The organism is Microbacterium sp. SWDP-B6 (assembly GCF_059803615.1).
In genome coordinates, this window is record NZ_JAPFGV010000001.1 from 886,311 (window position 1) to 898,723 (window position 12,413).

At 68.2% G+C, this 12,413-nt stretch carries 13 protein-coding genes; 6 read left to right on the plus strand and 7 right to left on the minus strand.

Annotation, left to right across the window (positions count from 1 at the left end):
- Nucleotides 1-32: 32 nt before the first annotated feature.
- Nucleotides 33-2,672: a X2-like carbohydrate binding domain-containing protein gene (locus OPU70_RS04460; protein WP_498557215.1), complete on the plus strand. Its 2,640-nt coding sequence runs from the start codon at nt 33-35 to the stop codon at nt 2,670-2,672.
- A gap of 83 nt (nt 2,673-2,755) precedes the next feature.
- Nucleotides 2,756-3,157 (plus strand): RidA family protein, encoded by a 402-nt coding sequence (locus OPU70_RS04465; protein ID WP_498557216.1) that lies wholly within the window; start codon nt 2,756-2,758, stop codon nt 3,155-3,157.
- Between the two features lie 20 nt (nt 3,158-3,177).
- Here OPU70_RS04465 and OPU70_RS04470 read toward each other — a convergent pair whose 3' ends face one another.
- The 5 genes from OPU70_RS04470 to OPU70_RS04490 form a co-directional block, all read right to left on the minus strand.
- Nucleotides 3,178-4,254, minus strand: coding sequence for a DNA polymerase IV (locus OPU70_RS04470; protein ID WP_498557217.1), 1,077 nt, complete (start codon nt 4,252-4,254; stop codon nt 3,178-3,180).
- A 62-nt stretch (nt 4,255-4,316) separates the two neighbouring features.
- Nucleotides 4,317-4,709: a DUF1304 domain-containing protein gene (locus OPU70_RS04475; RefSeq protein WP_498557218.1), complete on the minus strand. Its 393-nt coding sequence runs from the start codon at nt 4,707-4,709 to the stop codon at nt 4,317-4,319.
- Nucleotides 4,710-4,738: 29 nt separating this feature from the next.
- Nucleotides 4,739-5,632: a CPBP family intramembrane glutamic endopeptidase gene (locus OPU70_RS04480; protein WP_498557219.1), complete on the minus strand. Its 894-nt coding sequence runs from the start codon at nt 5,630-5,632 to the stop codon at nt 4,739-4,741.
- Nucleotides 5,629-6,354, minus strand: coding sequence for a tRNA (guanosine(46)-N7)-methyltransferase TrmB (gene trmB / locus OPU70_RS04485; RefSeq protein WP_498557220.1), 726 nt, complete (start codon nt 6,352-6,354; stop codon nt 5,629-5,631). The genes OPU70_RS04480 and trmB overlap by 4 nt, the downstream gene beginning before the upstream one ends.
- A 43-nt stretch (nt 6,355-6,397) precedes the next feature.
- Nucleotides 6,398-7,237 carry a DUF3097 domain-containing protein gene (locus tag OPU70_RS04490; RefSeq protein WP_498557221.1) on the minus strand — a complete coding sequence of 280 codons (840 nt, stop codon included), beginning with the start codon at nt 7,235-7,237 and terminating at the stop codon, nt 6,398-6,400.
- Between the two features lie 122 nt (nt 7,238-7,359).
- Between OPU70_RS04490 and OPU70_RS04495 the strand changes: the two genes are divergently transcribed.
- From OPU70_RS04495 to OPU70_RS04510, 4 genes are all read left to right on the plus strand, one after another.
- Nucleotides 7,360-9,408 carry a TPM domain-containing protein gene (locus OPU70_RS04495; RefSeq protein WP_498557222.1) on the plus strand — a complete coding sequence of 683 codons (2,049 nt, stop codon included), beginning with the start codon at nt 7,360-7,362 and terminating at the stop codon, nt 9,406-9,408.
- Between the two features lie 55 nt (nt 9,409-9,463).
- Nucleotides 9,464-10,207 (plus strand): PspA/IM30 family protein, encoded by a 744-nt coding sequence (locus OPU70_RS04500; protein ID WP_042541884.1) that lies wholly within the window; start codon nt 9,464-9,466, stop codon nt 10,205-10,207.
- Nucleotides 10,208-10,274: 67 nt separating this feature from the next.
- Nucleotides 10,275-11,078, plus strand: coding sequence for an arginase family protein (locus OPU70_RS04505; protein WP_079112611.1), 804 nt, complete (start codon nt 10,275-10,277; stop codon nt 11,076-11,078).
- On the plus strand, nt 11,075-11,521 hold the full coding sequence (locus OPU70_RS04510) for a hypothetical protein (RefSeq protein ID WP_042541886.1): 447 nt from the start codon (nt 11,075-11,077) through the stop codon (nt 11,519-11,521). Before OPU70_RS04505 ends, OPU70_RS04510 begins: the two co-directional genes overlap by 4 nt.
- 95 nt (nt 11,522-11,616) lie before the next feature.
- Here OPU70_RS04510 and OPU70_RS04515 read toward each other — a convergent pair whose 3' ends face one another.
- On the minus strand, nt 11,617-12,087 hold the full coding sequence (locus OPU70_RS04515) for an SIP domain-containing protein (RefSeq protein WP_042541887.1): 471 nt from the start codon (nt 12,085-12,087) through the stop codon (nt 11,617-11,619).
- Between the two features lie 33 nt (nt 12,088-12,120).
- On the minus strand, nt 12,121-12,413 hold a 293-nt coding region (locus OPU70_RS04520; protein WP_498557223.1), incomplete at its 5' end, for a tyrosine-protein phosphatase.

The following is a 12,413-nucleotide window of genomic DNA, read 5'->3' on the forward strand; positions in this document are numbered from 1 at the left end:
ACACGACAGAGCAGTCGAACGAGAGGAAAGCAATGAAGACCCATCGACAGAGAAGGCGAGCGGCCTCGATCGCCGGGGCACTCGCCGCAACCGCACTCGTCCTGAGTCTCGCCCCCGGCGCGACCTGGGCGACTGCGGCGACGCCCACCCCGACGCCTGCGCCGGAAGCGACCCCGGTCTCCACGCCGTCACCACCCGCGGAGGACTCTCCCGAGACGCCGCCCCCGGCGGAGGAATCCCCCGAGACCACGCCCCCGACGGAGGATCCGACGCCGACCGAATCCGAGCCCGCCCCCTCGGCCTCGCCCGATGCCACCCAGGCACCGCCGGCGAAGGAGGCGGCGAAAGCCACGTCGGACGCCGACGACGGGATCTCCGAGCTGTCCGCGAAGCCCTACATGGGCTGGAGCAGCTACAGCATGCAGGTCTACGAGGGCGGCCAGTGGATCACCGCCGATCAGATCATGGCGCAGTCCGATGCCATGCACGACAAGCTGCAGGACTTCGGCTACGAGTACATCAACATCGACGCAGGGTGGAACGGCGGCCAGGACGAGTACGGACGCCCGATACCCAGCACGACGCTGTTCCCCGACGGGCTGGATGCCGTGATCGACCACGTGCACGGCAACGGCCAGAAGGTCGGCCTGTACCTCATCCCCGGCATGAGCCTGGAGACCGCTCAGAAGGCGCTTCCGATCCACAACGCGCCGGGCTGCACCACCGAGAACCTGCTCAAGCAGCCCCTGCAGGAGGGCGACTACTGGGGCTTCGGCTACCGCTTGGATTTCGACAACCCCTGCACGCAGAAGTACATCGACTCGATCGCCGACCTGCTCGGCGAGTGGGGTGTGGACTTCATCAAGTTCGACAGCGTGACGCCCGGTTCCGGCATCGGCGACCTCTCGATGGATGCTCGCGAGGAGGTGGCCGCCTGGTCTGAGGCTCTCGAACGCAACGGCATCTGGTTCGAGCTGTCGTGGGCGGTCGACATCGACTACGCCGACTACTGGAAGCAGTACGCCGACGGCTGGCGCATCGACTGGGACGTCGAGTGCTATTGCGGCGACGAGGCGCTGACGACCTGGGAGAACGTCGCGCGTCTGTTCCCGCGGCTCTCCGACTGGTGGCGCCACGCCGGACCCGCCGGATGGAACGACCTCGACTCCCTCAATGTCGGAAACGGCAGGATGGACGGCCTCACCCGCGACGAACGGCGCACGGCGACGACGCTGTGGGCGACATCTGCCGCCCCGATGTACCTCGGCAACGACCTCACGAACCTCGACGAGTTCGGCCTCGACCTGATCACCAATCGCGAGGTCATAGCCGTGAACCAGGCGGGTGTCCCCGCGCGACCGGTCTCGACCGGCACGAAGCAGCAGGTCTGGTACGCACTCAACCCCGATGGCACATATACGGTCGCGCTGTACAACCTCGGTCGTGCAGACGCCGACATCACCGTCGACTGGTCTGACATCGGTCTCGACGGATCCGCGAAGATCCGAGACCTCTGGGCCGGCAAGAACCTGGGCACGGAGGCCGACGGCTTCACAGCCGAGAGCGTGCCGATCCATGGTGTGCGCCTGCTGAAGGTGACGCCTGCGAAGCAGGCCGTGCTCACGGTGAACGATGACTCGCTGCGCGTCGGCTACGACGGAGACTGGATCCGCAACGACGGCAACGAAGTCCCGGCGACATCGCAGCCGTTCACCGTCGCCGTGTCCGACACCCCGGGGGGTGGCACGCCCACCCCGCCCGCCACAGGTCTCACGGTGACGCTGAACGACGACGATGCACGCATCGGCTACAGCGGATCGTGGGGCGACAGCAACAATCGAGGACTCGGCGATCACGGCGACGATGTGCACTACGCAGAGACCAACGGAGCGGCGTTCGAGCACACGTTCCAGGGCACGGGAATCCAATACGTCACCGAGAAGCACGAGTCGCAGGGAGAGGTCGAGATCTACCTCGACGGTCAGCTCGTGGAGACCGTGGACACGTCGCTTCCTGCGGCGGACGGCCGACTCTCGCAGCAGGTCGTCTACGGCGTCGCCGACCTCGCGAGCGGGAGCCACACCCTGCGTGTGGTGAAGAAGTCCGGCTCCTTCATGCTCCTCGACAAGCTGGTCGTCACGCTCGACAGCCAGCTGAGCACGACCTCGGGAGCCTTCAACAAGGCCGCGCCCGCCGATGTCGCCGTCGACGTGCTGCGGGATCCCGGCGAGCTCGCCTCGATCAGCGTCGCCGGCGATGCGCTCGAGCGCGACGTCGACTTCACGCTGTCGGGCAGCACGGTCACGATCCGCTCGTCGTACCTTGCGACGCTTCCCGTCGGCGATACGACCCTGGACTTCGACTTCACGGGAGACCACCTCGATGACGTGCACGCCACCGTGGCTGACGGAGCGTCCGTGGCATTCAGCTTCCGCGGAACCGGCGTCTCGTGGATCGGTCCGAAGGGCCCTGACCAGGGCACGGTCGACGTCTACATCGACGGCAAGAAGGTCGAGAGCATCGATACTCACAACGAATCGCGCGTCTCGACCCAGGAGCTGTTCTCCGTCTCGAATCTGAAAGACAAGGAGCACACGATCAAGATCGTGAAGACGTCGGGAGACGTGCTGCGCACGGACGTGTTCCGGTACACGGTCAAGAAGGTCGGCTGATCACTGCCGGGGGGGGCCTCGCGCCCGCCCCGGCAGCACCGTGCGCCTCTCGGATGTCCGCGCCCGGGTGCATACTCTGCGGCATGGAGATCATGCTCGCACAGCCCGCGGGACTCGTCGTGAGCCCCGCATTCAGTCATGTCGCCGTCGTCCCCCCAGGGGCCACGACGATCCACATCGGCGGCCAGAACGGCGTCGACGAGACCGGCGCGCTCGTCTCGGCGGATGCCGCCGAGCAGTCGCTCCGAGCGGTTCAGAACGCCCGCATCGCCCTCGAGTCAGCCGGCGCGAGCCTCGACGACGTCATCAGCTGGACCATCTACATCCATCAGGATGCCGATCTGCGCGCTGCCTACGGCGCCGTCGCATCCACGCTCGCGCGCGACGGCGCCCCTCCCCTGGTGACCGCAGCCCTGGTGGCCGGTCTCGGCGTCCCCGGAGCAGTGATCGAGGTGAGCGCGATCGCCGCTGTCATCCGCGAATGACCTGACCCGGCGTCAGCTGTTCAGATTCTGCCCCGCACCGGCGTCCGCTCGGCCGAGTCGCCGCCGTCCGGCATGGCCATCTCGGCGCGAACACCGAGCAGTCGCACCTCACGGTCGCGATCGAGCGTGTCACCGAGAGCGAGAGCCGCATCGACGACCTCGGCCCGCTCGGTCGTCGGCTCTGACAGCTTGCGACCGAAGGTCTTCGTCTCGAACGGTGCGTAACGCACCTTGAGGTGCACGCGGACGACCGCGCGCCCCTCGGAGGCGCAGTCGTCGAAGGCCTGCCCGGCCAGATCGACCAGCGCCGACCGCACCTCCGCGGGCGTCGTGAGGTTCTGCTGGAAGGTCGTCTCACGACTGTGGCTGCGTGCCACCCAGGGGGTGCTGTCGACCACGGCAGGTCCGAGACCCGACCCCAGACCGTGATACCAGACGCCCATCCGGGGACCGAACTCCGCGGTGAGCTGGCCCTCATCGGCCTCAGCCAGCTCACGGACGGTCGTGATGCCGTGGGCTGCGAGCCTCTTCTGCACCTTCGGCCCCACACCCCAGAGCCCCCGCGTGGGCTTGTCACCCATCACCTCGAACCAGTTGTCGGCGGTGAGCCGGAACACTCCTCGGGGCTTGCCGAACTCGGTGGCGATCTTGGCGCGCACCTTGTTGTCTCCGATACCGACCGAGCAGTGCAGCCCGGTCGCCTCGAGCACCGCGCTCTGAGCGAGGCGCGCGATCCCCTCAGGATCATCGGTCGTGACGCCGAGGAAGCACTCGTCCCAGCCGATGACCTCGAGCACCACCCCTGGCAGCGCGCGCAGCGTCGACATCACCTCCGTCGACGCCGACTCGTAGGCGTCGTGGTCCACCGGAAGGAAGACAGCGTTCTCGGGAGCCTTGCGCGCGGCGATCTTCAACGGCATCCCGGATCCGATGCCGAACTCGCGCGCCTCGTACGACGCCGTCGACACGACGGCTCGCTCCGTGGGCTCCCCCCTGCCGCCGACTATGAGGGGAATCCCCGCGAGCTCGGGTCTGCGCAGCACCTCGACCGCAGCGATGAACTGGTCCATGTCCACGTGCAGAACCCAGTCGCTCATGCATCGAGTGTGGCCCGTGGCACTCGGGAAGTCACCCCTCGCACACGATCAGCGTGCGGCGCTCAGCTGATCGAGATGCCGATCGTCGTCGCGATCACGGCGAGCAGCGGCAGAGTGCCCTGCATCGCGGCCGCCCGCAGCTTGGTGCGGTCGGAGAGCACGAGCACCAGTGCCGCGGCGAGCATCATCCCCGTGCCGGCGAAGACCAGAGTCAGCCCGATCGTCGTGAGGCCGATGATCACGAAGCCGACGCCGAGCAGCGCGGTCAGCGCCAGGAAGAGGTTGTAGAAGCCCTGATTGAAGGCGAGGGCCTTCATCGTGACGGCGTCGGCCTCGCTGGCGACGCCGAAGATCTTCCTCGTCTCAGGTTCGGTCCACTTGAGTGATTCGAGCGCGAAGATGAAGACGTGGAAGGCGGCAGCGGCCGCGGCGAGGACGAGTCCGACGATGAGCATGACTCGATCGTATCGACCCTCGCGTGCTGTCAGATCAGGAAGATCGGCAGCAGCCCGGGGTTGTGGGCGTGCACGAGCACGGCGAAGACGACAGCGTCGAAGAGCAGATGCACGGTCACGACATAGGCGAGCGAGTGCGTCCGCATGAAGATGAACCCCTGCAGGAGCGCGAACGGGATGGTAAGCAGCGGACCCCACTCGCGGTAGCCGAGCTCCCACAGGAACGAGACGAACACGATCATCTGCAGCACGTTGGCGAGGGCATCGGGAAAGTGTCTGCGCAGCAGTGCGAACACGGTGCAGATGAAGAACAGCTCGTCCCAGATGCCGACTGCGCCGACGCCGACGAACAGCCGCGCGATGAGCTCAGGCGAGTCGACGACCGGCCAGTTCTGATAGACCCCGCTCGTGATGAAGTAGAAGGGCAGGATCAGCCAGCCGAGCACCAGGACCGCCACCAGCCAGCCCCATTGCAGTCGCCCCCATCGCCGGTGTGCACGCCAGGGGAAACCGATCGCCCGATCTCGGAAGACGAAGCGCGAGACGACGTACGGCACGGCGACCGCACCTCCGAGCGCCAGCGTGAAGCGCAGCATCGCCAGGTTGTCGAGCTCCGCTGCCAGCGGGATGACGCTCACGATGAGCATTCCGAGCGCGATCAACGAGAGGTCCCGGGTGAGCGAAGCCCGACGACTCGCTCCGATCACGCGAGCGCTCTCAGGCCGCGCGCCGACGGTCGCCGTCTGATCCGGGGACGAGGGCACACGCCGTTCGACCAGCCAGGCGGCGCCGACGCCGAGCGCGAGCAGCACCCAGCCGAGCCAGGCGATCTGCACGACGAAGAACGCCGGAGCCGCAAGGCACACGAGCAGCGCAGGTGCGACGGCGGGCCAGGTGGTCGACGTGCGCTGGATGTCGATCACGCGCGCGGCTTCCGCCGATACACGAGATCGCGGATGTCGCGCCCCTTGGCGATCCCCTTGCGCTCGAAAGCCGTCATGACTCGTCCGTCGAACCGCTCCGCCCAGTCACCGTCGAAAGCGCGCTCGAACAGCGGCTCGTCGTCGAGCACGTCGCGCATCTGGAGGGCGTAGTCCTCCCAGTCGGTCGCCAGGCGGAGGAGACCTCCGTCGCGAAGCGCGCGGGCGGCGGCGTCACCGAACCCCTGGCGGACGAGCCGGCGTTTGGTGTGCTTCTTCTTGTGCCACGGGTCGGGGAAGAAGATCCAGACCTCCGCTGCGGCTTCCTCGGGCAGGTAAGACGACAGCACCTCCGGCGCATTCGCCTCGACCACACGCACGTTGCGTGCGCCCTCGCGGTCGGCATCGAGCATCGTCCTCGCCAGCCCGGCGCGAAAGACCTCGACGGCGAGGAAGTCGTCATCGGGGCGCGACGACGCCGCGGCGACGATGGCGTGCCCCTGGCCGGATCCGATCTCGACGAACAGATCGGCCGTCCGTCCGTATTCGACGGTCGGGTCGAGCCTTGCTTCAGGGTGCACCGAGGTCCACGCGACATCACGAGGGACGTCCAGGAGGTAGTGCGGTCCGAGCTCTTCGAACGCGCGTTCCTGCGCGTCGGACATCCGGCCGCTGCGGCGCACGAAGGAGACCGGTTCGTCGCGGAAGGTGCGGGGTTCGGGCATGCTTCCAGGGTAGTCGGCGGCGATCGACGCCACAGACCGCGGATCAGGACGCGGGCGCGGTGACGAAGTCGATCAGCTCTTCGACCCGGCCGAGGAGCGCGGGCTCGAGGTCCCGATACGTGTGTACCTTCGACAGGATGTGCTGCCAGGCCCGACCGGTGTCGCCCTGCATCTCGTATGGCCAGCCGAACGCACGACAGATCCCGGTCTTCCAGTCCGTCCCCCGGGGGATCTCCGGCCACTTCGCGATTCCGAGAGCCCGCGGGGTGACGCACTGCCAGACGTCGACGAACGGATGGCCGACGATGCGTACGTGCTTTCCATGCGGTCCGCGGGCGACCGCATCGGCGACGCGCGACTCCTTCGACCCCGGCACGAGATGATCGACGAGCACCCCGTAGCGCCGGGAGGCGGTCGGCGGCTCGGCGGCGAGCAGCTCATCGAGCAGATCGACTCCCTGCAGGAACTCGACGACCACGCCCTCGACCCGCAGATCTGCGCCCCACACCTTCTCGACGAGCTCGGCGTCGTGCTTGCCCTCCACCAGGATGCGGCTGGGCAGTGCGACCCTGGCTCGCTGGTCAGCGGCCACGAAGGATCCGGATGCCGTGCGCCGGAGTCCCTGCTCCTTCGCTGCGGGGACTGTGAGGCGAACAGGCGATCCGTCGATCAGGAACCCGCCGCCCAGGGGGAAGAGGCGCTTGCGCCCGACTCGGTCTTCGAGCTCGACGTTGCCGCCCTGCACCCGCGTGACCGCTCCGCAGAATCCGTCCTGCGCGACCTCGACGACGAGATCGAGCTCGGCCGCAACCTGAGGAACCGGCTTCGCTGCGCGCTCCCGCCAGCCGGCCGCGAGCACATCCGATCCATACCTGTCGTCCATGCCATCCAGCGTATGTGTCTCCGCTGAGGGCGAACGGCTATCCCCGCTCGGAAGCTGTCGCGTGTCGGTCTCAGTGCATAGACTCGTGCCATGGGGCTCGGCTGCCGGTCGGAGGGAACACGATGAAGACACGGTGGCTCGCGCTGGCCGCGCTGACCGCGGCAGCGGCCGCAGGGGCGTTCTCCGCCTCGGCCGCGTCTGCGACCGATCCGGTCACTCTCGACTCGGGGTACGTGACCGACGACGCCGACGTCCTCAGCGCGAGCGAAGAGGATGCTGTCGAGGCGCGACTCCAGACGCTCAGCGACAACTCCTCCTCCGACCTCTTCGTCGTCCTCGTCGACGACTTCACCTCGCCGTCCGACAACGTCGCCTGGGCCGACACCGTCGCAGAGAGCAACAACCTCGGCTCCGAGCAGTATCTTCTCGCCATCGCGGTGGACGGACGCAGCTACTACATCTCGGCCGCCCCCGACGGTCCGCTCAGCGACAGCAAGCTCGACGATGTGGAAGACAAGATCCAGGGCCTGGCCGCACAGGAGGACTGGGAGGGCATGATCGTCCTCGCTGCCGACGAGATCGAGGGTGACGGCGGGGCGGGCGCTCTGCGAGCCACCCTGATCGTGGTCGCTGTCATCGCACTCGGCCTGGTCGTGTGGCTCGTCATCGCGCTCGTACGCCGCTCGCGGAGGAACGCCGAGATACGCAGGCGAGGGGCCATGCCGGAGAAGCCCGATCCGAACGATCCGTTCTCGACTCTGACCGACGAGCAGGTGCAGACGCAGGCAGGTGCTGCCCTCGTGCAGGCCGACGATGCGATCACCTCGAGCCGGGAAGAGCTCGGCTTCGCCGTCGCGCAGTTCGGCGAAGCGGCCACCTCGGCGTTCACCGGCGCCGTCGAGACCGCCAAGGCCAAGATGTCGGAGGCCTTCGATCTCAAGCAGAAGCTCGACGACGAGATCGAGGACACCGTCCACGATCGTCGCGCGTGGCACATCCGCATCATCCAGATCTGTGACGAGATCGACGATGTTCTCGACGAGAACACCGAGGCGTTCGACGCCCTTCGCAAGCTCGAGCAGAATGCACCGCAGGAACTCGAGCGAGTGAAGGGTGAGCGGGCAGCGCTCCAGCCTCTCCTCGACGGCGCGGCCGCTGCTCTCTCGGCTCTCGCCGACACCTACGACTCGACGGCCCTGTCGACCGTCGCAGACAACCCGGCGCAGGCCCAGGAGCGCGCGCTGCTCGCAGACCGTTCGATCGAGGCCGCAGCACAGGCGATCGCCGCGGGAAGATCCGGCGAGGCCGCCTTCGCGATCCGCACGGCCGAGCAGTCCGTCGCACAGGCGGCTCAGCTGGTTCAGGCGATCACCGCGCTCGGCTCCGAGCTGACGGACATCGAAGCGCAGGCGCAGGCCCTGGTGACCGAGCTGCAGGCAGACGTCGCCGCCGCGCAGCAGCTGCCAGACCCTGACGGAGCGATCGCCTCGGTCGCCACGGCGACCGTCCGCCAGCTGCAGCTGGCCCAGACCGGCCTCGCCGGAGCCTCACGCGACCCCCGGCGGGTGCTCGACGCCCTCACTGCCGCGAACACGCAGATCGATGCCGCGATCGCCCAGGGCACGCAGGCCGCGGAGCGTGCCCGTCGAGCCCAGCAGATGCTCGAGCAGACGCTGACCCAGGCCGGCTCCGAGATCCGCGCGACCCGTGAGTACATCGAGACGCGCCGCGGCACGGTCGGGTCGACCGCACGAACCCGGCTGTCGCAGGCCGAGGCCTCCCTCACCCAGGCACTGAACCTGCGCGCGACCGACCCCGTGGCGGCGCTCACCGAAGCCGGTCGCTCGCTCGATCTCGTCCGTCAGGCCACGTCGTCCGCGCAGGCCGACGTCGAGGCGATGAATCCGAGCCGGTACCAGAACGACAGCTGGGGCGGCGGAGGTGGCAGCATCTTCGGCGGATCCGGTTCCGGCGGCTCGGGCCTCGGCGGCGACATCCTCGGCGGCATCATCGGCGGTCTGCTCTCCGGTGGTGGAGGCGGCGGTGGCTCCTCCCGCAGCAGCAGCTGGCGCTCCAGCGGAGGCGGCGGTTTCCGCAGCTCCGGTTTCGGCGGAGGCGGCGGCAGCCGCTCCAGTGGCCGCAGCGGCCGTTCGGGAGGGCGACGCTTCTGAACCGCACACACATCGACCCCAGACATCGAGTCCGACCCTCTGAAAGGAACCACGCATGACCAAGCAGTCCATCTTCGGACGTATCTCGACCCTCGTCCGCGCGAACATCAACTCCCTCCTGGACTCTGCGGAAGACCCGCAGAAGATGATCGACCAGCTGGTTCGCGACTACACGAACAGCATCGCCGATGCGGAGTCGGCCATCGCAGAGACCATCGGCAACCTGCGCCTGCTCGAGCGCGACCACGAAGAAGACGTCCAGGCGGCCACCGAGTGGGGCAACAAGGCCCTCGCCGCCAGCCGCAAGGCCGACGAGATGCGCACCAAGGGCGACGCGGCCGACGCCGACAAGTTCGACAACCTCGCGAAGATCGCTCTTCAGCGTCAGATCAGCGCCGAGCGCGAGGCGACCGGGGCCGAGCCCCAGATCGCGGCACAGACCGAGATCGTCGACAAGCTCAAGTCCGGCCTCAACGGCATGAAGGACAAGCTCGGCGAGCTCAAGAACAAGCGCAGCGAGCTGCTCGCCCGCGCGAAGGTCGCCGAGGCGCAGACGAAGGTCCAGGACGCGGTCTCGTCGATCAACGTCCTCGACCCCACCAGCGAGCTGGGCCGTTTCGAAGACAAGGTCCGCCGCCAGGAGGCCCTTGCCCAGGGCAAGATCGAACTCGCGGCCTCCAGCCTCGACGCGCAGTTCGAGAGCCTCGAAGACCTCGGTGAGCTCACCGAGGTCGAGGCTCGTCTCGCCGAGCTGAAGGCGGGCGGCTCCGCCCCTCGTCAGGCCATCGAAGGCTCCTGATACACCTGCGGGTGCCTCGGATCCTCGTGTCCGAGGCACCCGCTCCTCTTCACAGCTGGAGGCACCCATGGTGCGTTTCCTCGTCGTCCCGCAATGGCAGGGCTCCCCTGCCCCGCGCGCGATGCTCCTCGTCGACGGCGCCTCGGCGATCGCCGGCGACCTTCCGCGCGCGGCGACCACCGTGCTCGATGTGCCGGTGGAGGCGGGCGAGTCCCTGGGCACGGGCGTTCGACGCCTCAGCGCGCTTCTTCGCACCAGAGAACTCGTCGATGCGAGCATGACGGCCGACACGGTGATCATCGGCGGCGACTGCAGCGTGACGGTCGCCGCCCTGGCAGCTCTCCCCGGCGGCACCGATGACCTCGCCGTCGTGTGGTGCGACGCCCATGCCGATATGCACACGCCCGACACCTCCCCCTCCGGCGCGTTCTCGGGCATGGCGCTCCGAGCCGTGCTGGGCGAGGGAGAACCTCAGCTCACGCTCGCGCCCGGAATCGCACGCGATCGAGTGGTCACGGTGGGCATGCGCAATCTCGACGATGCCGAGGTCACTGCTCTCGACGGACTCACGCAGCTCTCCGTCGAAGATCTCGACTCGCCTGATGCCCTGGCCGACGCGGTCGAGGCGACCGGCGCACGCCGCGTATGGGTGCACATCGACGTCGACGTGCTCGATCCCGCCGAGATCGCCGGCGTCTCCTCCCCTGCCCCGTTCGGGCTCGCGCCTGCGGCCCTCAGCGCAGCGATCCGCGCGCTGCGGTCACGCGTGCCGCTGGCCGGCGCGACCATCGCCGGATTCGCCCCGCGGTCGCCCGCCGATGCGGTCGACGACCTGGGAGCGCTGCTCCGCCTCGTCGGTGCTGTCGCATGACGGCTGACTGGCGGCCCGCTGCCGAGCTCGCCCTGGCGCGCGGTCGACGACTCGACCGGAGAATCCCCTCGTTCCTCCTCCGCTCGCCGGTCAGTCGGATCGGATACTGGTGGGGCACGGCGGTCGGCTGGATCTGGGGCTCACTGTGGAGCACGGGCCCCGTGGAACGACGAGCAGGCCTCTGGGTGTTCCGAGGGATGCCGAACTGGACGTTCAATCGCGGCGGGGTCTGCGTGGGCGGCTGCTTCCTCACCGGTGACGCCCGACCCAGCGACGCGATGCTGCGCCACGAGGCGGTGCACAAAGCACAGTGGCTGCGCTATGGATTCCTGCTTCCGGTGCTCTATCTCTTCGCAGGCCGGGATCCCCTGCACAACCGCTTCGAGATCGAAGCGGGCCTCGAAGACGGCAACTACGTCCGCCGCAGCCGCCCTCAGCCGTAGACGGGCAGCCGTAGACGGGCAGAGCCCTGATCCGTAGAGGGCAGAGCTCTCAGCTGCACACAGGCAGAGCCATCAGCCGTAGACGGGCAGAGCCCTCAGCGGTCGACGGGAAGAAGTCCGAACCGTTCGGGGGCGTAGATCTGAGCGGGCTGGATGTCGAGGGTGCCGGTCAGGTGCTCGACGATGTCGGCCGTGCCGAGGTAGCCGCCGAGAAGGGTGATGTGGGTCTCGAGCTCGTCGTCGCAGAGCATCTCGTCAGCCCAGGCGCAGGTTGCTCGCGCGAGGGCCTGTCCGGGCGCGCAGGCCCGCCCGGTTCCGGGTGCTCCCGATCGCTGGGCTCGAGCGAGCCAGGTGACGGTCATGCGTCCGGGAGCGTCGATCACGCCGATGTCCGATGCGTCGGCGACCTCGATGAAGATCCGGCCCGATGCGCACAGCGGCAGAGTCGTGAGGAAGACCTCGAGTTCGGCGAGCGAATGCTCGTCGGCGGTCACCAGGTGGTGAGCGCGACGACGTGCGGCGCGGCGCTCGGCACGCGTGCTGCGGGTCTCGAGGAAGGTCTCCATGATGCATCCATCATACAGGACGCGAAGGGTTGCCTAACCTTGCTCAGCAACTTCTTCCACGAGCGCCGCCCGAAGAGCCTCGAGCTCCTGATCCGTCATGCCGTTCGCGCGAAGGTAGCCGGCGGCCGAGCCCCACCGCTCGTCGACCTGCTCGAGCAGCGCCCTCATCACGGGCGCAGGCGACTGCGTGGCCAACGCGACCGCGTGCACCGCCTGCGGATGCTGCGACCTCAGGTACGCGGCGATGCGATGCGACCGCTCGGCCGGCAGCAGCGACTCCGTGAGTGCATAGTCCTCGATGATCGCGTCGGGGGGGGGGGGGGGGG